Below are 19,334 nucleotides of genomic sequence, written 5' to 3' on the forward strand. Positions count from 1 at the left end.
ATCAGAAGTGCAGCGTAGAGTGCGCCGCCGCCTGCGTCCACAGCCGGTTCGCGAAATTCATTTGGGAATGCTTCGGGATGCGCGTAAAAATGAAGGCGAAAGCATTTTTGACCGGATTCTTGTGCGTAACGATTAAGGAGGGCGCGTTGCATGTCTCAGATGATTATTCATGCGCTGCAGGTCGGAGGAGGTACTCTGGCCCTGACATCAATGCCGGGGCGTGGGGGTAAATATGTCCAGGACCTGAATGCGATTTCCGACTGGAAGCCCGGTCTTGTCATTTCAATGACGACCGAAGTCGAGATGCTGCAGGACGGCGCGCGTGACTTCGGAACCGACATTCAGGCGCGCGCCTGCCGCTGGGTCCATCTGCCGGTCGAAGATTTCGGTGCACCCCCCGACGCCGTGACCGCGCGCTGGCCCGATGTAAGCGCGGCCGTCCGCCATGCCCTGTCAGGGGGCGGGCGCATTCTGGTGCATTGCCGGGGCGGCTGTGGCCGGTCCGGAATGGTGGTGTTGCGCCTGATGGTCGAATGCGGCGAGCAACCGGGTGCAGCCCTGAAACGGTTGAGGGCGGTGCGGCCCTGTGCGGTTGAAACAGATGCACAACTGGCATGGGCCACGCAATTGATTCCGGCCAGCGCGGACCCGTAGCTTAGGCCGACAAATGTCCGGTCTGGGCCGCCACTTGGCGACCTGCCAGGGCCGAAGCTTCAAGCATGGCGCAGGGCGGGTCCGACAGAATTGCGGACGGCAGCGCACGGAACTCTGCGCAGAACATCATGTCTGCATAATCCTCCAACCTGTCGCCCGGAGTTTCCTCATTCGTTCCGCAAAACACCCGGATTTTGTCTGGCCGCGCGTGGAACCGGGCCATGCACCCTTCGGGGCAATGGGCAAGCTCGCTGCTGCCTTCAACGGCGAATTGCGGGGTTGCGGCCGGGCCGGCGCTTGCCACGGCGCGCGTCAGAGCCCGCGCCATTTGCGCCAGTGCCGGACAGGGTTTGCCGGTGCGCTGGCACACAGTGGCAGAAAATTCGTGTGTCCTTGTCTTCCAGATCATAATGCGCCCTCCGCGCGCGGCGCGGGGCAAGGATCAGGTGTGACGGGGCTATGCCATCAGGACCTGCCCGGACACCCCGCCCGAGTTTCGGTTTCAGTATCGATGGCAGGTCTCCTGACTTGCGGGTCATCGCTTTGCCGACCTTCCCAGCCCTTCGGCCAGTGGTGTTTCGGCATTGCTCACCGCTTACAGTTGCGGGGGCAGTCTCGGCCTTGGTTCCTTCCGGCAATGCCAGACAGAACCGCACCGTGTTCCCTTTTCATCCCGGCCCCGGAAAGGGCGCGGAAACCATCGCCTCATCGCTAGCGGTTTCCGGGTCCCCGAGTCAAGCGCATAGCGCGGGCCGAGGCATTTGGTCCGATGCGTGGTCGGGAAAGCGGACGTTTGGTCATGTTTGCACCGGGTTGACTTGAGTGGGCGACTGGCCTGACAGATAGGTGAACTGAACTGTTCAGTTGAGAGCGGAGCATGAGATGTTGGACATACAGGAACGGGTCTTGACCGAAGACATACGATTTCCCGCCGGGACGGCGATGCTGTCGGGTCGCCTGTACCTGCCTGTTGCAGCGCCTGATATCGTAGTTGTTCTGAACAGCGCGACCGGCGTTCCCCAGGACTATTATCAGCATTTTGCCCGGTGGCTGGCGGAAGAGCAGGGCATTGCCTGCCTCACCTATGATTACCGCGATTTCGGAAAATCGTTATCGGGGCGCCTGAAGGATTCGCGTGTCACCATGTCCGATTGGGCGCTGGTCGATATTCCCGCGGCCCGGGCCGAGATGCGGCGGCGATTCCCAAGTGCGCGGCAGTGGACCATTGGTCATTCGCTGGGGGGTATGCTTGGGCCATTGCAATCGGATGTGGATCAGGTCGACCGGATGATTTGTGTGTGTTCAGGCCTGGTTACGTTGTCGGATCATCCGTGGCCCTACAGGGGGCTGGCCGGAATCTTCTGGTACGGTCATGCGCCTTTTGCAGTTCATATGCTGGGGTATCTGCCCGGCAAGGCCATTGGGTTTGGCTCGGACCTGCCGTCAAAGGTCTACTGGCAATGGCGAAAATGGTGCACCTCGCCGAACAGCTATTTGCCTGAAATTGGCCAAAGCCTGCCCGCAGCGACCTGGCCGCGGGCCGGTGGTCCGGTTGACCTGTTTGCGATTTCGGACGACCAGATGGTGCCTGAAAATGCGGTCTGGAGGCTGGCCGAGCTATACGGCCCGGACGCCAACCGTCATGTGCTTGAACCAAAGGATTTCGGGCTGAAATCCATTGGCCACATTGGTGTTTTTGCGCGCAAAAACAAAGCGGTCTGGCCGAGGCTGATCGAGTCTGCGGAGCAGCAAGTCCGTTCCGACCGGAAAGATGTGACGATTGCGGGATGAAGTGAGAGGTTGGACATCGACCCAAGCGGGGCTCGTTGTGGCTGCTTCCTTCCGGACCTGACCAGGTTGGCGAGGCGCTCGCCCGCGCCAACCTCTCAATCGTCGATATAGGGAAGTTGCGCCAGGAAGACAACCCGTCAGAGTGACAGTCTGATCCGCAGAAAGCCTTCCGGGTCATGCCCCAGCACATGCGGATCGTATGCGTCCAGTTCGGAAAGATGCGCCCTTGCTCCCGGCCCGGTTTTCAGAATCTAAGCGTGCCCGGGAAGCCGGACAAGGCTGAAGGGGAAGGGCGCAGATTGCATCGGGTCGCCCGGTAATCCCCCCGAAAGATAGTCGCGCAGGACGTGCCTGATGGGTAAGGCCGGCAGATTGATCTGCCGGGCCTGATGCGCAACAGGGAAGTGTCCGCCGCCGCTGGCCCGGTAACTGTTCAGGGCCACAACGAATTTCTGGGTGGGTTCAACAGGGATTCCACCGCAGCAAATCTCGCGGACACGGTTTGCAGCGGGATCGACCAGCATTCCGTGAGAATCAAAACGCGCCGGCTGGGAAAGATCGATCCGATAGGTCAGGCCGAACAGCACATCGAAGTTATGCCCGGCCCGTGTTTAATCGGTCAGAGTGCGGACAGCTCCTGCATCCACCTGATTGAAAATGCCCGCCGACATTTCAAGCCAGTCACGGACCATGTCGCCGGTGACAAGCGCGGCGCGCAGTTCATTCGGGAAAGAATGAAGATCCGAAACATTGCGCAACCGAACCTTTCCGGGCGGTACTTCCGTGTAGGAGCGCGGTCCCGCGCGGCCTCCGAACTTGCAGGGCGAAACAGCGGACAACAGTGGAAGCCCCCGCAGGTCTTCGTCCAGATGGAGGTTCAATGCCGCTGCCTGGGCGCTGGCGACCAGCGCGAGGCCCCGATCTGGTGCGCAAAAGCTGAAATAGCTGTGCAGGCTTTGACCGGTGTGGCCCACGGGTCTTGAGGCCAGCGCACGGATTTCTTCGTGGCCGTAACTGAACAGATGCTGCATTCCGGGGTCTTCGGATACCGCTCCGTTCCCGTGCCGGGAGAGAACAGGCGGCAGCTTAACCTGCTGCCCGACAACCTTCCATCGCCCGGCAGAGGTTTTCTGCACATGCAGGTCAATGATGCCAAGATGCGTCCCGGCGACGCCAGGCATGACAACCGGTTTGCCATGTACATGCCCCCGGGTTGCGTCCGTATGATCCAGCCCTTCGTGATCCTTGCCGGGAAGTGTGAGATGCGTATGGCCTGCAACAATGGCGTCGATCCCGTCGATCGCGGCCAGCGGTATGACGGCGTTCTCCATTCCGCGCGCGGGTTCCGAAGGTCCAAGGCCCGAATGCGCCAGGGCGACAATCACATCGCTGCCGTCCGTGCGCAGGGCCTCGACCGTCTTTTGCGCGGCCTCCAGAATATCTTCGAACACGACCACATCCTGTACCCGGTGCGCATTCCATTGCGCCGTTTGCGGCGGCAGGATCGACAAAAGACCCAGACGAAACGGTGTTTCGACGCCGTCAACCAGAAGAGAGCGTTTTAGTATAGCGCGGTCATTCCATTTGGCCCCGGTGGTCAATTGCCGGGCATTGCTGCAAATCACCGGGCACGGTGCGCCGTCCAGAACGCGATTCAGCGTTTGCAGGCCAAAGTCGAAATCATGGTTGCCCAGTCCGATTGCGTCATAGCCAAGTTCCCGGAAGGCCTGCATCAACACGTGGTTGTCATCAGTCTGCTCTGCCGCCCAATCGCCAAACGGCGTTCCCTGAAGGGCATCTCCGTTGTCGAACAGGAATACCAGTGCTCCGTCTTTCTGCGCTTCTTCTCTGGCGGCGCGGATCAGACTGGCCGTTCGGGTGAAGCCCCGCGCCGGATCCGGTTCATCCGCGTGATAGTCGAACCCTGTCAGATTCATATGCAGATCGGTCGTGGCCAAAATCCGAATGCGACCGGCTGAAGTATGTTGGCGCTGAGATGAAACAGTGGTCGGGTGCAATTTTCTACTTTGGGCAATTTAATCTAAGCCATGTTCACTAAAAGAATGAGTAAGTGCAAATAACTTGGCGCCGGTGGGACCATTCAGCGGCATTGCCACGTCCCGGTGTTCATGAATTGGCATTGCAACAACTCGGCAGTCGTGGCAGCCCTGTGCGCAACACCCTGAGGATATTCAATGAAAAACGCGGAAACAGTGACATTTGGCGGCTCGGGCCTGGATCGCGCAGCGCATCTCCGGGGAGATTCGGACAGGCTGGAACAGATGAAAACTGATTCACGCGCCGAATGCCTGCTGGTCTGGCGTGGCAAGATATTGGTGCAGGGCGAAGGTCTGGACCGGCTTGGATTGGTTGCGATGGCACATAGCCTGGTGCGCGAAGGTCCCGGAGGGGTTGTGGAAGGCCCGGTATTTCTGGGCCTTCGTGAAGACGATGCACCGATTTTTGCGGCGGATATATCGGACTGGTCGGCGGATGGGCAGGATTTGTCGGATATCGGTGCTTTTGTAGACCGGTCCGAGCAGCAGCATCCGGACCTGCCGGACGGGTACGTGTTTGCCGAATTGCGCCGGATCATGACGCGGCTGAGCGCCCGCGATGCCGAGCTTGCGGCAGCGGCCAAGGCCGTTATTGGCTGGCATGAAACGCACCGGTTCTGTGCGCGTTGCGGGGCTGCCAGTGAAATTGCACAGGCGGGGTGGCAGCGCAGCTGCCCCACTTGTGGCGGGCAGCATTTTCCGCGCACCGACCCTGTGGTGATCATGCTGATTACCCATGGAAACTCGGTCCTGATGGGCCGGTCTCCGGGTTGGCCCGAAGGCATGTACTCGCTGCTTGCGGGATTTGTCGAACCGGGTGAAACGCTGGAAGCCGCCGTGCGGCGCGAAGTAATGGAAGAGGCAGGCGTGCCGGTTGGTGCCGTTCACTATCTGGCCAGCCAGCCGTGGCCGTTTCCGGCCTCGTTGATGTTCGGCTGCGCGGGTGAGGCCCTGTCCCGCGAACTCAGGATTGATCCGGTCGAGATCGAAGACGCGATGTGGGTCAGCAAATCGGAAATGATGCGCGCCTTTGCCGGAGAACATCCGGTCTTGTTGCCGGCCCGAAAAGGCGCCATTGCGCATTTTCTGCTGCAAAACTGGCTTGCAGACACTCTTGACTGACGAGACACTGAACGAAAGCAAAGGCACCGAGGGCGGACATGCAGTTTTCAGCGCGCGAAGATATCGAGGCCCCGATTGATGCGGTTTTCGACATGGTCGCGGATTTTGAGCGGTTCGAGCGGATGGCCATGCGCCGGGGTGTCGAAGTACGGCGACTGAACGAACAGGCCCCGATAACCGCTGGTGCCACTTGGCTGACGGATTTCAATTTGCGGGGAAAACCGCGTCGGGTCGAAATACAGATGACCGATTGCGATACCCCGTCCCGCATGTGCTTTGAGATGTCCAGCAAAGGTATGAAAGGGGTGACATCGGTTGACTTTCTTGCCCTGTCCCAACGCAAAACCCGGCTGAGTGTCGAAATGTCGCTTGCTGCGAAGTCACTACCGGCCCGCCTGATGCTTCAGTCCCTGAAGCTGGGACAATCGCGGTTCCGCCGGCAGTTTCAGATTCGCCTGAGCGAATTTGCCCGTGAATTGGCAGAGCGGCATGCACACGGTGTATGACGGAAAACTTGCAGGCATAGATTGAGCAGCTATTCCATTCGCCCCGCCGTTGCGGACGATGCCGAGGGGTTGGCCGTCGTTCTGAAGGCCCTTGTTCTTGCCGGACAACGCAGCAAACCATCGGATGCGGCCTTTGCGCTGTCGCATTATCTTTGCCACCCTCAGCAGATCCCGTGTTCGGTCGCCATCGACCCCCGGGGAACAGTATTGGGGTTCCAGTCTTTGAAGCTTGCAACTGCAGGCAATCCGTACAAGGTCGCTGAGGGGCTGGGCATTATTGGCACGCATATCAACCCGTCATCGGCCCGGCAGGGAATCGGACGGGCCTTGTTCAGATCCACTTTGCGGGCTGCGCAGGAAGTCGGCTTGCCTGCGATAGATGCCACCATTGGGGAAACCAATGTTGGGGGGTTGTCCTACTATGGTGCAATGGGCTTCACCGAATACCGCAGGTTGTCCGGCGCGATTTCGAAGTCGTTCACTCTGTCAGACTGCCAGTCATTGAGCTGACTTTTTCTGATCGTATTAGCTGGTGAGGATCGCAAAACAAAATGGGCCGCTGTCAGGCTATGACAGCGGCCCTTACCGATCAGAGTTCGGGGATCGGTTTCGCCCCCTCGAAAACCACTTAAAACACCAGCAACCAGAAAATCTTTCGATACTTTCGAAACTGACCCGCCTTGCTGATCGGTATGTCACTGTAATGCCGATAAACTTCGAGGCTCACAGTGAAGCAGTTCACATTGTTAAAACTTTTTTCATTTTTTCCAGTCGAAGAAGCCCGGTCCGGCCTGTTGCAGCAGTCTCGCTGCCATCTGGCGACCCATTTCCGCACCGTCTGCAACATCTCCGGTTACATCCTCGGCGATTGATTCTGACCCGTCTGGGCGCAGGACTTCTCCGCGCAGCCGAAGTTGCCCATTCAGAATTTCGGCCAGGCCGGCGATCGGTGTCTCGCAGGAACCGTCAAGCGCCGCCAGCAGCGTGCGTTCCGCCGACATGCGCTGTCCTGTCTCGGCATGGTGGATGGCTTCGAGCATTTCAGCCGAACGGGTGTCGGACGCCCGGCGTTCGATGCTGATGGTGCCCTGCGCGATGGCGGGCAGCATGTCCTCGGGCGCAATGGCCGTGGCGGGGACGTCGTCCATCTGCAGTCGGCGCAGTCCGGCCATGGCCAGAAAGGTGCAGTCCGCCACCCCGTCGCCCAGCTTTTTCAGCCGGGTCTGAACGTTGCCCCGGAACTCGACAACCTTCAGGTCAGGCCGCCGGTTCAGCAATTGCGCCTTGCGGCGCAGCGACGACGTGCCGACCACGGCGCCATCGGGCAGGTCATGGATGGAACTCAGGTCCGGCGAGATGAAAGCGTCGCGAACATCCTCGCGCGGCAGGAACGTGTCCAGTACCAGTCCCGCGGGCTGTTCGACCGGCATATCCTTGGTCGAATGCACGGCGATGTCGATATCGCTGCGCAGCATCGCCTCTTCGATTTCCTTGGTGAACAGGCCCTTGTTGCCGATCTCCTTCAGCGGGCGGTCCGCGTCGATCATGGCGCGATTGTCGCCGGTGGTCTTGATGACCACGATCTCGAACGCCTCTTCGGGTAGATCAAACGCATCGCGCAGTCTTTGACGGGTTTCGTAGGCCTGCGCCAGCGCCAGTGGCGAGCCACGGGTTCCAATCTTCAGCGGCGATGCGGGGGTCGGCAGAGTCAATGTCATGCGCACAGCTTTAGTCGCGTCACATTGCCCTGACAATGGGGGCAGAGCTTGACAAATTGCCGCCGAAGGCAGACCCGTTGCGGCAAACCGGACGATTGGGGACAAATATGGCCGAGACAAAGAAACTGCTGCGGGCGCTGTCGGGCGAGGTACAGGACGTGCCGCCGATCTGGATGATGCGTCAGGCAGGGCGGTATCTGCCGGAGTATCGCGCGACACGGGCGCAGGCAGGGGATTTCCTGTCCTTGTGCTACAACCCCGAACTGGCCGCCGAGGTCACTTTGCAGCCGATCCGCCGCTACGGGTTCGACGCAGCCATTCTGTTTGCCGATATCCTGCTGGTGCCACAGGCGCTGGGTGCCGACCTGTGGTTCGTCACGGGTGAAGGGCCGCGCCTGTCGACCATCACGCGGCAGTCCGATTTTGACGCTCTGAAGCCGGTAGAGGACATCCACAAAACCCTGTCTCCGGTCTACGAAACGGTTCGGATTCTGGCGCGGGAACTGCCCTCCGAAACCACGCTGATCGGATTTGCTGGCGCGCCCTGGACCGTGGCAACTTACATGATTGCCGGGCGCGGGACACCGGATCAGGGCCCAGCCCATGCGCTGCGTGAAGGTGACACTGCCTTGTTCGAAGTGCTGCTGGATCGGATCACTCTGGCCACGATCGAATACCTCTCCGCCCAGATCGAAGCCGGGGCCGAGGTGGTCAAGATTTTCGATAGCTGGGCCGGGTCGCTGAAGGGTGAAGCGTTCCGCAAATACGCCCTTGAGCCCTGTCGGGTTATCACGAAGGCCATCAAGAAACGTCACCCGGGCATCCCTATCATCGGTTTTCCGCGTGAGGCAGGGGACGGCTATGTCGGTTTTGCCAAGGCCACCGGTGTGGATTGTGTCGCGTTGGATAATTCCGTGTCGCCCGAATGGGCAGCAGAATATGTGCAGGCCGATGGATGCGTTCAGGGAAATCTGGCGTCGTCGCATATGGTGACAGGTGGGCAGGCGCTGGTCGATGAGACGCGGCGGATTGTCGAGGCCTTCTCGAATGGGCCGCACATTTTCAATCTTGGGCATGGGATCACGCCGGACGCAATCCCGGACAACGTGCAACTGATGATCGACACGGTGCGCGGTCGGTAACGACGGCCAAGGGGGCCAGCCCCCTTCTTGGCCTTCGGCCAATTCATCCCCCGGGATATTTCCGGCCAGATGAAGGGGCGGATCAGCGCAGGTTGTCGAGTTCGGCCAGGATTTCCCCAGTGTGCTCACCGCGAGCAGGGCTGGGGCCGGGTTGCCAATTGGCGTTTGAAAACCGCGGCGCCGCAGCAGCCTGTAGGGTTCCGTCAACCTCCTGCCAGGTTTGGCGGGCGAGGTTCATCTCGTGGTTCTGTGCCTCTTGCGGGCTGAGGACCGGGGCAACGCAGGCGTCGGTGCCATTGAACAGGTCTGCCCAGTGATCGCGGGGTTTGTCGGCAAATATGGCGCTCAGCCGCCGCGTCTGGTCGGGCCAGAGCTGTGGCTTGAATTGTTCCTTGAAAGCCGGATCCCCGGACAGATTCAAAACGCTCAGGAAAATAGCGTAGAATTTCGGTTCGAGGCATTGAACCGAGACAAAGCCACCATCGGCGCAGCGATAGGTGCGGCTCCAATGCGGACCGTCCAGCAGGCTTTGACCGCGGGTGTCTGACAGGTTGCCGGTCTGGCTTAGGCTCATCAGCAGGTTCATCATATGGGCAGATCCGTCGTAGATGGCCGCATCGACAACGGTGCCCCGTCCGGTTCGTTGCGCATTGATCAGTCCGGCCAGAACGCCGGCGACCAGATACATCGCCCCGCCGCCAATATCGCCGACCAGCGTTGCCGGTGTTTGCGGCGGGTGATCCGGAGCAGAGGCGTACCAGAGTGCGCCCGACAGGGCGATATAGTTCAGATCGTGGCCAGCGTCGCCCGACAGCGGGCTGTCCTGTCCCCATCCGGTCATGCGGCCGTAAACCAGCCTGGGGTTCCGGGCGAGGCAGATTTGCGGGCCGAGGCCCAGTTTTTCAATGACACCGGGGCGAAATCCTTCGATCAGCGCATCGGCCGAGGCGATCAGGTGTTTGGCCGTTTCAAGGTCGTCGGGATTTTTGAGGTCCAGATCGATAGAGCGCTTTCCACGATCCAGCAGCGAACGTTCCGGCATTCCGGGTGTCACAGCCCCGCCCTTGCGGTGAATGGTAATGACGTCCGCCCCAAGATCCGCCAGCAGCATGGCCGCGAATGGGCCAGGTCCCAGCGCTTCGATTTCGATGACGCGTATTCCGTGCAGCATGACTGTCCTCCGTTGTCGCGCAAAATTCCGGGAAGGCCACAAAAATGCAAGGTCGGAGTTGCCGGGCGGGCGCGTTTCGAATCCGGCGTGCTTGCCTGCCACCACTATTCAGCGCTAGGTCTGTGAGAACCGTCAGAGAAACGACAAAGGGTCCGCGACCATGCAGATGAGTGATACCCGTGAAATCAAGGCATCGCCGGCAGAGTTGTACGCCGCGTTGCTTGACCCGGAGGTTCTGAAAGCCTGTGTCAGTGGCGCGCAAGAGGTTTCGGGCAATCCGCAGAACGGTTACGAGGCCACGGTTGTGCAGAAGGTTGGCCCGGTAAAGGCGACGTTCAAAGGCGTCATTACAATGTCGGACATGGTCGAGGCCGAGCGGTTGACCATTGCCGGTGAGGGAAAGGGTGGCGCGGCGGGTTTCGCCAAAGGCCGCGCCACGGTGACATTTCAGCCAAACGCCGAGGGCGGCACAGTTCTGAGCTATGACGTCGATGCCAGTGTCGGTGGCAAACTTGCGCAACTGGGCAGCCGTCTGATCGACGGGTTTGCCAAGAAAATGGCAGATCAGTTCTTCGTAAACCTGCAAGCGCATTTCGAAGGCCCGGCAGAAGAAACAGCGAAAGACAGGGATGGTGAAAGCGGCAAAGGGTGGCTAGGGCGCTTGACGGGCCGGGACTGATCCGTTTGTAAATGGTCTGTTCGGTAACGGCGCGGCACGGATGGGTCGCTGCCACCACAGGGAATATGTATGACCACCATTCTGTCCATCAGGGATCTGCGCAAATCGTATGCGGATGGCTTTGAGGCACTGAAGGGCGTGTCTCTGGATATCGAGCAAGGTGAAATACTGGCACTGCTGGGGCCAAACGGGGCCGGAAAGACAACTCTGATTTCAACGATTTGCGGGATAACCACGCCCAGTTCCGGGTCTGTCACGGTGGGTGGTCACGATATTCAGACAGAGTTTCGCGCCGCCCGCAGGATGATCGGTCTGGTGCCGCAGGAGATTGCGCTGGAACCGTTCGAGAAGGTCTGGAACACGGTGCGATTTTCGCGGGGTCTGTTCGGGCTGGGCCGAGACAACGCCCGGCTTGAGAAGATTCTGCGCAAGCTCTCGCTGTGGGAAAAGCGCAGAAACGCCATCCGGGAATTGTCGGGCGGCATGAAGCGGCGGGTGCTGATTGCCAAGGCGCTGGCTCATGAGCCACGCGTGCTGTTTCTGGATGAACCCACCGCCGGTGTTGATGTCGAATTGCGCAAGGACATGTGGGAGATCGTGGCCGAGTTGAAGCGGGCCGGTGTCACCATCATCCTGACCACCCATTACATCGAAGAGGCCGAGGCCATCGCCGACCGCGTAGGTGTCATCGACAAGGGTGAGCTGTTGCTGGTGCAGGAAAAGGACACCCTGATGGCGCAGATGGGGAAAAAGCAGATCGAGGTCATGCTGACCGAGCCGATCCCGACCATCCCAGACAGTCTGGCCGCGCACAATCTGGTTCTGAACGGAAGCGGGGATACCTTGGTCTACAACTACGACACGCATGCCGACAGGACGGGTATCACCACGTTGCTGAACGATGTTGCACAGGCCGGTCTGGTGTTGCGTGACGTGCAGACCCGGCAGTCGAGCCTTGAGGAAATTTTCGTCAATCTGGTGTCGGGAGAACCCGCATGAACTGGTCTGCCATTGCCGCCATCTATCGGTTCGAGATGCAGCGCTTTTTCCGCACTCTGGCGCAAAGCTTTCTGTCGCCGGTGTTGTCGACCTCTTTGTATTTCGTGGTCTTCGGCACGGCCATCGGCAGCCGCATTCAGGAGGTTGAGGGCGTATCGTATGGCGCCTTCATCGTGCCGGGGCTGATCATGCTGTCGGTGGTGATGCTTTCGATCTCGAACGCATCTTTTGGCATCTATTTCCCGAAATTCCTGGGTACGATCTACGAGCTGCTGTCGGCCCCAGTCAATTTCATCGAAATCGTGATCGGTTACGTCGGCGCAGCAGCGACAAAAGCGTTGTTCGTGGGCGTGGTGATTTTGATTACCGCTACCTTCTTTGTGGATCTCAGGATTGAACACCCATTGGCGATGATGGCCTTTCTGGTGCTGACTTGCCTCAGTTTTTCGTTGCTGGGCTTCATCATTGGTATCTGGGCCAGCAATTTCGAGCAGATGTCGCTGGTGCCGCAACTTGTGGTCACGCCATTGATCTTTTTGGGCGGGACATTCTACTCGATCTCGATGCTGCCGCCGGTGTGGCAGACAATCACCCTGTTCAATCCGGTCGTCTATCTGATTTCGGGGTTCCGGTGGTCCTTCTACGGGCTTGCGGATGTGCCCATCGTGTTTAGCCTGCTAGCCATTCTGGCCTTTACCGGGATCTGTCTGGGCATCATCGGCTGGATCTTCAAAACCGGCTGGCGCATTCGCAGCTAGGGCGTTGCATTTTTGCCCATCGGATGTGTTTATTTGGTTCACGTCGCGTTTATGGCCGCGTCCGTCTCTTGTTTACCGTCAGGCAGCACTCTACATCGGCATCCATGAAACTCAGCCTTCCGTTTGTCAAAAAGCAGCCGCTTGTGGCCGTTGTGCGTTTGTCCGGCGCGATCGGGATGGCCGGTCGCGGGTCGCTGAACGACACCACGCTGGCCCCGATTCTGGAAAAGGCATTTCGCAAGGGCAAGCCTGCTGCCGTCGCGCTTGAGATCAACTCGCCCGGCGGTTCCCCGGTGCAAAGTTCCTTGATCGGCGCACGTATCCGGCGGCTGGCGGAGGAGCTTAAAATCCCTGTTTTCGCCTTTGTCGAGGATGTCGCGGCCTCGGGCGGCTACTGGCTGGCGGCGTCTGCGGATGAGATCTTTGCCGATGACAGTTCCGTGCTGGGTTCGATTGGCGTGATTTCTTCGGGCTTTGGTGCGCATGTGTTCCTGAAACGCCAGGGGCTCGAACGGCGCGTACATACGGCGGGTCAGTCGAAATCCATGCTGGATCCTTTCGCGCCGGAAAAGAAAGAGGATGTGGCACGACTGCAGGGGTTGCTGGGTGATATCCATGAAAACTTTATCACCCATGTCGTCACACGGCGCGGTGACAAGCTGGATGACGCGGCGGACCTGTTCAGTGGCGAGATCTGGCTGGCCAAACGCGCGCAGGAGCTGGGGTTGATCGATGGTATTGCCCATCTCAAACCTAAGATCCAGGAGAGGTTTGGCGATAAGGTGAAATTCCGCCGCTACGGCGTCCGCAAACCGATCTGGTCCCGCTTTGGGGCCGCCGTGGCGCAGGATGCCATTGCCGGGCTGGAGGAGCGGGCGGCTTACGCGCGCTTCGGTTTGTAACGTGATCATCAAGGCCGTCACTCTTTTTCTGATCGCCATGGGTGTATTGGCGATGTTCGGAAAGCTGCGCTTTCCGGGGCAGAAGCGGCTGAAGTCCTCAAGATGTCCCCGCTGCGGGCGGTTCAGGATCGGTAAAGGCCCCTGCGCCTGCGAAAAAGGAGGGCGGTCATGACGGCATGGCTGCTATCCGGCCTCGGATTGCTGATCCTTTTGCTGGCCGGTGACGCGCTGGTTCGGGGGGCGGTGAACCTGAGTCTGCGTCTGGGCGTGCCCGCCTTGATTGTCAGTCTGACGATTGTTGCCTTTGGCACATCGGCGCCGGAACTTCTGATTTCCATCAGCGCCATATTGGAAAACGCGCCCGGTATCGCACTGGGGAACGTGGTTGGGTCGAACACGGCGAATATCCTGTTGGTGCTGGGCCTTCCCGCGCTGCTTGCCACGCTTCACACCAGTGAATGCGACAGCCGCAAGAACTATGTTTTCATGTTGCTGGCCTCGGTTCTGTTCATTGGGCTGGCCTTTTGCGGCACGTTCACCGTGATCAGTGGCCTCATATTGCTGGCTGCGTTGGCCCTGATGCTGTGGAACGCTTTCCGGGAAGCCCGTGCCCATCGCAAGGCCTGTGGCGAAGCCTGCGCCGACGATGAGGAGCTGGAAGGATTGGAAGAAGCCGATCCCGAAATGCCCTATTGGAAAGTGTCGATCTTTTTGGTTCTGGGTCTGGTCGGCCTGCCGATGGGTGCGCATTTGCTGGTCGAGAACGCAACAGTAATTGCGCGGCATTACGGTGTCAGTGAAACCGTGATCGGACTGACGCTGGTGGCCGTCGGAACATCTTTGCCCGAGTTGGCGACAACGGTCATGGCGGCACTGCGCCGGCAGGCGGATGTGGCGCTGGGGAACGTCATCGGTTCGAACATGTTCAATCTGCTGGCGATTGTGGGGATTGCGACGCTGGTCGGACCGATTCCGGTTGATCCCGAATTCCTGCATTTTGATCTGTGGGTCATGCTGGGCGCATCGCTTCTGCTGATCCCGTTTGTTTTCCTCAAGCAAGACATCACACGGACCTGGGGTTTTGTCCTGTCCATCCTTTACGCGATTTATGTCATCATCCTGCTGGCGTGATCTGACGAAGAAAGGTGATCCATGACCCGAGCTCTAGTTACCGGTTCAGGCATTCGTCTTGGCCGGGCCATGGCGCTTTTTCTTGCGCGGCGGGGATATGACGTCGCGGTTCATTACGCCAGTTCGCGGGCCCCGGCAGAGGAGACTGTGGCCGAGGTTCAGGCGATGGGGCGCAAATCCGTTGCACTACAGGCCGACCTGCTGGACGAAGCCCAGGTTCAGGCGCTGCTGCCTCGCGCGGTCGAGGCGCTGGGCGGGCCGATCACCTGTCTGGTCAACAATGCTTCGGTCTTCGAGTACGACAATATCCGGACGGCCACCCGGCAAAGCTGGGACCGCCATCTCGACAGCAATCTGCGCGCGCCGTTTGTGCTGACGCAGGCAATGGCCGCGCAGGGGCTGGAGCCTGAAACGGACGACGCGGGCGAGCCCGTTGCCACCGGTCTGATCGTCAACATGGTTGACATGCGGGTGCGCAAGCTGACGCCGGAATTCATGTCCTACACCATTGCCAAGATGGGTCTTTGGGCGCTGACACGCACCGCGGCGCAGGCGCTGACGCCCGCGATCCGAGTCAATGCGATCGGGCCGGGTCCGACCATGCAGGGCCACCGGCAAAGCGAAGGGCACTTCAAAGCGCAACGCGCCAATACCGTTCTGGAGCGCGGCGCGAATCCCTCCGATATCACCGCTGCACTGGGGTATTTTCTGGATGCCCATGCCGTAACCGGGCAGTTGCTTTGCGTCGACGGCGGCCAGCACCTTGGCTGGCGGACGCCTGACGTGCTGGGACTGGAATAGGCAATTTTGCTGTAAGTTTTGCACCGCTCTCATTTGTGTTACCGGCACGTTACAAAAATGTCTTTTTTTTCATACACTTGTCACGCGTGAGAAAAAATCTCTATAAATAACAGGTGGTTATATGATCGCCTAATTATTAGGCAAACAGGGAAATAGGCAATGAAACAAGGGAAAAACGAGGCGATACAAAAGTTATCTGCACAGTTATCCACAGAAACCGTGGACTTGTTTACTCTTGATCTGAGGTCGACAAGATTGCAGCCATGGTCAGAGAATCATATCTCAGGCCAATGACCACCCAGGACGACCCTTCATCAGACACGCAGCCCACCGGCTATGCCTGCATTCAGCGTTACGTGAAAACGTTGGACAGCTCACCCGGTGTTTATCGCATGTTGGATGGCGACAGCCGTGTTCTTTATGTGGGAAAGGCGCGGAACCTCAGGGCGCGGGTGTCGAACTATGCGCGTCCAGGGCATTCGGGGCGGATCGAGCGGATGATCGCGGCAACCGCTTCGATGATGTTCCTGACCACCCGGACCGAGACCGAAGCGCTGCTGCTGGAACAGAACCTGATCAAGCAGCTCAAGCCGAAATACAACGTGCTGCTGCGCGATGACAAAAGCTTTCCGAATATTCTTGTCGCCAAGGATCATTCTTTTCCGCAGATCAAGAAACATCGCGGGGCGAAAAAGGAAAAAGGGGCCTATTTCGGCCCATTTGCCAGTGCGGGTGCGGTGAACCGGACCCTGAATCAGCTGCAAAAGGCGTTCCTGCTGCGCAACTGCTCGGATTCCATGTTCGAAAGCCGCACACGACCTTGTCTGCTTTATCAGATCAAGCGCTGTTCCGGGCCGTGCGTCGGCCTGATCTCCGAGGCTGACTATGGCGCAAGCGTCAAGGATGCGGAACGGTTCCTGTCCGGGCGGTCCACTCGGGTGCAGGAGGAATTGGCCGAACAGATGATGGTCGCCTCCGAGGCGATGGAGTTCGAACGCGCCGCCGGTCTGCGTGATCGCATCCGGGCGCTGACGCAGGTGCAGACCTCACAGGGCATCAATCCGCGCGGGGTGGCCGAGGCAGATGTCATCGGTCTTTACATGGACAGCGGGCAGGCTTGCGTTCAGGTGTTTTTCATCCGCGCCAACCAGAATTGGGGCAACAAGGATTTCTATCCTCGTGTGGGGCCCGAAGTATCGGCGGCCGAGGTCATGGAAGCTTTTCTGGGTCAGTTCTACGACAACAAGGAACCGCCCCGGCAATTGATCCTGTCAGACGGGATTGAAAACGCCGATCTGATGCAGGAGGCACTGTCTGAGAAGGCTGGCCGAAAGGTTGAGATTCTTGTGCCCCAGCGCGGTGAAAAGCAGGAGCTCGTGGCTGGCGCCTTGCGCAACGCGCGTGAATCTCTGGCCCGGCGCATGTCGGAAAGCGCAACGCAGGCCAAGCTGTTGCGCGGCGTGGCCGAGGCGTTTGATCTGGACAGTCAGCCGAACCGGATCGAGGTTTACGACAACAGCCACATTCAGGGCACCAACGCTGTGGGCGGCATGATTGTTGCGGGCCCGGAAGGGTTCATGAAAAACGCCTATCGTAAGTTCAACATCCGGGGCGACGATCTGACACCGGGTGACGATTTCGGCATGATGAAAGAGGTTCTGACCCGTCGGTTCACCCGTCTGCAAAAGGAGGACCCAGACCGGGACAAGGGGCTTTGGCCCGATTTGCTGTTGATTGATGGCGGCGCCGGTCAGGTGAGTGCCGTGCATGAAATTATGGTCGAACATGGTGTCGAAGACATCCCGATGGTCGGTGTCGCCAAAGGCGTTGATCGCGATCACGGCAAAGAAGAATTTCACCGGATCGGTCAGCGCCCCTTTGCGCTGAAACGCAACGACCCGGTGCTGTATTTCATTCAGCGCCTAAGGGACGAGGCGCATCGGTTTGCCATCGGAACACATCGCGCGAAACGGGCCAAAGCGGTGGGCGCGACACCTCTGGACGAAATCCCGGGGGTGGGTGCCGCGCGCAAAAGGGCGTTGCTGGCGCATTTCGGCAGTGCCAAGGCCGTCAGCCGAGCCAATCTGGCAGACCTGAAGGCGGTCGAGGGGATCTCAGCCGGGCTGGCGCAGAAGGTTTACGATTACTTCCACGACAAGGGCTAGACCTTCCGCCCACGCCACAGGATGTACAGCCCCGAGGCAACGATCAGCGCGCTGCCGGTCCACATGGTCCGGTCCAATTGCTCGCCAAATATGACGACCCCCAGTCCGATACCGAACAACAACCGGGAATAGCGGAAGGGCGTGACCGCCGAGACCTCGCCCGTGCGCATCGCCTTCATCAGCGACGCATAGGCGATTGTGCCCATCAGTGTGGCACCAACCAGGTGCAGGCTCGTGTGCAGGGTCACAGCGGCCATCGGCACATTTTCCCAGAACCGATAGGCCAAACCGGCCACGACGATGCAAAGAAAGCCATAGAACCCCAGCACTTCGGTTCCCAGCGACGCGGGTGCGGCACGGCTGGCCAGATCGCGTCCGGCAAAGCCCAGCATTCCCAACACGGCGAGGATGGAGAGGGCCGAGAAACTGTCCCCGGTCGGCTGGATGATGATCACGACGCCGATCAGCCCGATCAGGATTGCGCTCCACCGCCGCCAGCCGACGGTTTCACCAAAGAACAGGGCCGCTCCGGCGACCACGACAAGGGGCGTGGCCTGCAGAATTACCGTGGCCGAAGACAGGGGTGTCAGCGCAATGGCCAGCACGTAGAACAAACGCCCAAGGATTTCGAAGACCACGCGCACCTTCATCGGGCGCGATAGCACGTCAGGCTGAAACAGCCGCGTGCCACGCAGCAAGGCGGCAATTCCAAACACAAGCGCACCGCCCGTGCCGAACAGAATCAGGACCTGCCAGATCGGCAACGCGGCCGAGGCGCTTTTCAGCAGCGCATCCTCGAGCGCAAACAGCGCCATTGCCGAGATCATCCATAAACTGCCGATCAGGTTTGACCGGGGGTCCGTTTGAATATGCGGTGTCATGCTGCTGTCGTTCCCCAACCGGTCCGCACGCCAATCTGACGGCAAAGCGCGCGCGCGCCAAGCTGTATCTGGTTGAGATGTCCGGCTTGCGACCCTTTGACCACCAGTGCCGCAACCGCCTGTGATCGGGTCAGTTTTTTGCATGGCTGTCTTTTCTGTCCCGAAGTGGCGATGTAGTGTCGATCCATGAAGTGGAACCTGCCCAATATCCTGACCGTCCTGCGCCTGTTGGCGGCACCCGGTCTGGCCGTGATGTTTCTGTATTTCACCCGCCCCTGGGCGGACTGGTTCGCTTTGATCCTGTTTCTGACGGCCGCCATCACCGACTGGTTCGATGGATATCTGGCGCGTGCGTGGAAACAGGAAACCAAGATCGGGGCCATGCTGGACCCGATTGCCGACAAGGCGATGGTTGTGATCGCCCTGATGATTCTGGTCGGCTATTCCGCCGAGCACTGGACGCCCTGGCTGGTGCTGCCCGCAACTGTTATCCTGTTTCGCGAGGTTTTCGTCTCGGGCTTGCGTGAATATCTGGGTGACGTGGCCGGGACGCTGAAAGTCACGAAGCTGGCCAAATGGAAAACCACTGCGCAGATGGTGGCGATTGCCATCCTGTTTTCGCAAGGGATATTCGAGCACCATTTTGTGATGGGGTCCTTTGGCATGGATGCCGAAACACTCGATCGGGTCCTGATGGGTGAGATCGAGGACCTGAACGGCCTGCGCTGGCATCTTGAGGGGATGTTCTGGTCCGGGCGGATTGGGCTTTGGCTGTTGTGGATCGCGGCGACTCTGACATTGATCACGGGCTACGACTACCTACGTAAAGCCATGCCGCATCTGAAGGAGAGCTGAGC

20 protein-coding genes, 1 other RNA gene, 1 pseudogene and 1 riboswitch are annotated in these 19,334 nt (G+C 59.4%); of the genes and pseudogenes, 14 read left to right on the forward strand and 8 right to left on the reverse strand.

The genetic code is table 11. From position 1 onward, the window contains the following. Window positions 1-150 precede the first annotated feature (150 nt). Complete coding sequence (locus tag ACR0MI_RS08500) at window positions 151-654, forward strand: phosphatase domain-containing protein (protein ID WP_170619272.1); 504 nt, start codon at window positions 151-153, stop codon at window positions 652-654. Window position 655: 1 nt separating this feature from the next. Here the strand turns inward: ACR0MI_RS08500 and ACR0MI_RS08505 are convergent, their stop codons facing one another. Beyond that, entirely contained in the window at window positions 656-1,063 is a 408-nt protein-coding gene (locus tag ACR0MI_RS08505; RefSeq protein WP_170614301.1) for a hypothetical protein, read from the reverse strand. 87 nt (window positions 1,064-1,150) lie between these two features. Further along, window positions 1,151-1,371: riboswitch (cobalamin riboswitch) on the reverse strand. A 165-nt stretch (window positions 1,372-1,536) separates the two neighbouring features. Between ACR0MI_RS08505 and ACR0MI_RS08510 the strand changes: the two genes are divergently transcribed. Further along, on the forward strand, window positions 1,537-2,445 hold the full coding sequence (locus tag ACR0MI_RS08510) for an alpha/beta fold hydrolase (RefSeq protein ID WP_170614302.1): 909 nt from the start codon (window positions 1,537-1,539) through the stop codon (window positions 2,443-2,445). Here the strand turns inward: ACR0MI_RS08510 and ffs are convergent. The 3 genes and pseudogenes from ffs to ACR0MI_RS08525 form a co-directional block, all read right to left on the reverse strand. Then, window positions 2,445-2,543, reverse strand: an RNA gene (gene ffs, locus ACR0MI_RS08515) — signal recognition particle sRNA small type. The genes ACR0MI_RS08510 and ffs overlap by 1 nt on opposite strands. A 153-nt stretch (window positions 2,544-2,696) precedes the next feature. Further along, window positions 2,697-3,038: pseudogene (locus ACR0MI_RS08520) on the reverse strand (5'-nucleotidase C-terminal domain-containing protein); the annotation flags it as partial. An 18-nt stretch (window positions 3,039-3,056) separates the two neighbouring features. Next, window positions 3,057-4,463, reverse strand: a complete 1,407-nt coding sequence (locus ACR0MI_RS08525; protein ID WP_480854120.1) for a metallophosphoesterase — start codon at window positions 4,461-4,463, stop codon at window positions 3,057-3,059. A 177-nt stretch (window positions 4,464-4,640) separates the two neighbouring features. Between ACR0MI_RS08525 and nudC the strand changes: the two genes are divergently transcribed. From nudC to ACR0MI_RS08540, 3 genes are read left to right on the forward strand one after another with little or no spacing between them, the layout of a single operon-like run. After that, the gene (nudC, locus tag ACR0MI_RS08530) at window positions 4,641-5,624 is read left to right on the forward strand and encodes an NAD(+) diphosphatase (RefSeq protein WP_170614303.1); all 984 of its coding nucleotides are present in this window, start codon (window positions 4,641-4,643) and stop codon (window positions 5,622-5,624) included. A gap of 38 nt (window positions 5,625-5,662) precedes the next feature. After that, a complete protein-coding gene (locus tag ACR0MI_RS08535; RefSeq protein WP_170614304.1) occupies window positions 5,663-6,130 on the forward strand; it encodes an SRPBCC family protein in 468 nt (155 codons plus the stop codon). Between the two features lie 21 nt (window positions 6,131-6,151). Next, entirely contained in the window at window positions 6,152-6,640 is a 489-nt protein-coding gene (locus ACR0MI_RS08540) for a GNAT family N-acetyltransferase (RefSeq protein ID WP_170614305.1), read from the forward strand. A gap of 248 nt (window positions 6,641-6,888) precedes the next feature. On the opposite strand, the gene hemC is transcribed toward ACR0MI_RS08540, so the two are convergent. Beyond that, entirely contained in the window at window positions 6,889-7,848 is a 960-nt protein-coding gene (hemC, locus tag ACR0MI_RS08545) for a hydroxymethylbilane synthase (RefSeq protein WP_170614306.1), read from the reverse strand. 107 nt (window positions 7,849-7,955) lie between these two features. Between hemC and hemE the strand changes: the two genes are divergently transcribed. Next, the gene (hemE, locus tag ACR0MI_RS08550) at window positions 7,956-8,990 is read left to right on the forward strand and encodes a uroporphyrinogen decarboxylase (RefSeq protein ID WP_170614307.1); all 1,035 of its coding nucleotides are present in this window, start codon (window positions 7,956-7,958) and stop codon (window positions 8,988-8,990) included. A gap of 82 nt (window positions 8,991-9,072) precedes the next feature. Here the strand turns inward: hemE and ACR0MI_RS08555 are convergent, their stop codons facing one another. After that, a complete protein-coding gene (locus tag ACR0MI_RS08555) occupies window positions 9,073-10,161 on the reverse strand; it encodes a CaiB/BaiF CoA transferase family protein (protein WP_170816948.1) in 1,089 nt (362 codons plus the stop codon). A 160-nt stretch (window positions 10,162-10,321) separates the two neighbouring features. On the opposite strand from ACR0MI_RS08555, the gene ACR0MI_RS08560 reads away from it, so the two are divergent. From ACR0MI_RS08560 to uvrC, 7 genes are all read left to right on the forward strand, one after another. Beyond that, window positions 10,322-10,840, forward strand: coding sequence for an SRPBCC family protein (locus ACR0MI_RS08560; protein WP_170614309.1), 519 nt, complete (start codon window positions 10,322-10,324; stop codon window positions 10,838-10,840). A gap of 69 nt (window positions 10,841-10,909) precedes the next feature. After that, window positions 10,910-11,839 carry an ABC transporter ATP-binding protein gene (locus ACR0MI_RS08565; RefSeq protein WP_170614310.1) on the forward strand — a complete coding sequence of 310 codons (930 nt, stop codon included), beginning with the start codon at window positions 10,910-10,912 and terminating at the stop codon, window positions 11,837-11,839. Further along, entirely contained in the window at window positions 11,836-12,597 is a 762-nt protein-coding gene (locus ACR0MI_RS08570) for an ABC transporter permease (RefSeq protein WP_170614311.1), read from the forward strand. Before ACR0MI_RS08565 ends, ACR0MI_RS08570 begins: the two co-directional genes overlap by 4 nt. A gap of 104 nt (window positions 12,598-12,701) precedes the next feature. After that, window positions 12,702-13,499: a S49 family peptidase gene (locus ACR0MI_RS08575; RefSeq protein WP_170619270.1), complete on the forward strand. Its 798-nt coding sequence runs from the start codon at window positions 12,702-12,704 to the stop codon at window positions 13,497-13,499. A 168-nt stretch (window positions 13,500-13,667) separates the two neighbouring features. Continuing rightward, entirely contained in the window at window positions 13,668-14,630 is a 963-nt protein-coding gene (locus tag ACR0MI_RS08580) for a calcium/sodium antiporter (protein WP_170614313.1), read from the forward strand. Window positions 14,631-14,651: 21 nt separating this feature from the next. Next, the gene (locus ACR0MI_RS08585) at window positions 14,652-15,431 is read left to right on the forward strand and encodes an SDR family oxidoreductase (protein ID WP_170614314.1); all 780 of its coding nucleotides are present in this window, start codon (window positions 14,652-14,654) and stop codon (window positions 15,429-15,431) included. Between the two features lie 290 nt (window positions 15,432-15,721). After that, window positions 15,722-17,596 (forward strand): excinuclease ABC subunit UvrC, encoded by a 1,875-nt coding sequence (gene uvrC, locus ACR0MI_RS08590; protein WP_170614452.1) that lies wholly within the window; start codon window positions 15,722-15,724, stop codon window positions 17,594-17,596. On the opposite strand, the gene ACR0MI_RS08595 is transcribed toward uvrC, so the two are convergent. Together ACR0MI_RS08595 and ACR0MI_RS08600 are read right to left on the reverse strand one after the other, a co-directional pair. Continuing rightward, on the reverse strand, window positions 17,593-18,477 hold the full coding sequence (locus ACR0MI_RS08595) for a DMT family transporter (RefSeq protein ID WP_170614315.1): 885 nt from the start codon (window positions 18,475-18,477) through the stop codon (window positions 17,593-17,595). The two genes, uvrC and ACR0MI_RS08595, sit on opposite strands and share 4 nt — an antisense overlap. After that, window positions 18,474-18,665 carry a hypothetical protein gene (locus tag ACR0MI_RS08600; protein WP_170614316.1) on the reverse strand — a complete coding sequence of 64 codons (192 nt, stop codon included), beginning with the start codon at window positions 18,663-18,665 and terminating at the stop codon, window positions 18,474-18,476. The genes ACR0MI_RS08595 and ACR0MI_RS08600 overlap by 4 nt, the downstream gene beginning before the upstream one ends. Between ACR0MI_RS08600 and pgsA the strand changes: the two genes are divergently transcribed. Continuing rightward, window positions 18,664-19,332 (forward strand): CDP-diacylglycerol--glycerol-3-phosphate 3-phosphatidyltransferase, encoded by a 669-nt coding sequence (gene pgsA / locus ACR0MI_RS08605; RefSeq protein WP_170614317.1) that lies wholly within the window; start codon window positions 18,664-18,666, stop codon window positions 19,330-19,332. The genes ACR0MI_RS08600 and pgsA overlap by 2 nt on opposite strands. The last annotated feature ends 2 nt before the right edge of the window (window positions 19,333-19,334 follow it).

The organism is Ruegeria sp. D4 (assembly GCF_056534475.1).

Bases quoted from the DNA above. Each gene is read 5' to 3' on its own strand.
- ACR0MI_RS08580 (WP_170614313.1), top strand. From the start codon at position 13,668: ATGACGGCATGGCTGCTATCCGGCCTCGGATTGCTGATCCTTTTGCTG.
- ACR0MI_RS08600 (WP_170614316.1), bottom strand. From the start codon at position 18,665: ATGGATCGACACTACATCGCCACTTCGGGACAGAAAAGACAGCCATGC.
- ACR0MI_RS08500 (WP_170619272.1), top strand. From the start codon at position 151: ATGTCTCAGATGATTATTCATGCGCTGCAGGTCGGAGGAGGTACTCTG.
- ACR0MI_RS08585 (WP_170614314.1), top strand. From the start codon at position 14,652: ATGACCCGAGCTCTAGTTACCGGTTCAGGCATTCGTCTTGGCCGGGCC.
- hemC (WP_170614306.1), bottom strand. From the start codon at position 7,848: ATGACATTGACTCTGCCGACCCCCGCATCGCCGCTGAAGATTGGAACC.
- nudC (WP_170614303.1), top strand. From the start codon at position 4,641: ATGAAAAACGCGGAAACAGTGACATTTGGCGGCTCGGGCCTGGATCGC.
- ACR0MI_RS08570 (WP_170614311.1), top strand. From the start codon at position 11,836: ATGAACTGGTCTGCCATTGCCGCCATCTATCGGTTCGAGATGCAGCGC.
- ACR0MI_RS08535 (WP_170614304.1), top strand. From the start codon at position 5,663: ATGCAGTTTTCAGCGCGCGAAGATATCGAGGCCCCGATTGATGCGGTT.
- ACR0MI_RS08575 (WP_170619270.1), top strand. From the start codon at position 12,702: ATGAAACTCAGCCTTCCGTTTGTCAAAAAGCAGCCGCTTGTGGCCGTT.
- ACR0MI_RS08555 (WP_170816948.1), bottom strand. From the start codon at position 10,161: ATGCTGCACGGAATACGCGTCATCGAAATCGAAGCGCTGGGACCTGGC.
- ACR0MI_RS08560 (WP_170614309.1), top strand. From the start codon at position 10,322: ATGCAGATGAGTGATACCCGTGAAATCAAGGCATCGCCGGCAGAGTTG.
- ACR0MI_RS08510 (WP_170614302.1), top strand. From the start codon at position 1,537: ATGTTGGACATACAGGAACGGGTCTTGACCGAAGACATACGATTTCCC.
- ACR0MI_RS08595 (WP_170614315.1), bottom strand. From the start codon at position 18,477: ATGACACCGCATATTCAAACGGACCCCCGGTCAAACCTGATCGGCAGT.
- pgsA (WP_170614317.1), top strand. From the start codon at position 18,664: ATGAAGTGGAACCTGCCCAATATCCTGACCGTCCTGCGCCTGTTGGCG.
- ACR0MI_RS08505 (WP_170614301.1), bottom strand. From the start codon at position 1,063: ATGATCTGGAAGACAAGGACACACGAATTTTCTGCCACTGTGTGCCAG.
- hemE (WP_170614307.1), top strand. From the start codon at position 7,956: ATGGCCGAGACAAAGAAACTGCTGCGGGCGCTGTCGGGCGAGGTACAG.
- uvrC (WP_170614452.1), top strand. From the start codon at position 15,722: ATGACCACCCAGGACGACCCTTCATCAGACACGCAGCCCACCGGCTAT.
- ACR0MI_RS08565 (WP_170614310.1), top strand. From the start codon at position 10,910: ATGACCACCATTCTGTCCATCAGGGATCTGCGCAAATCGTATGCGGAT.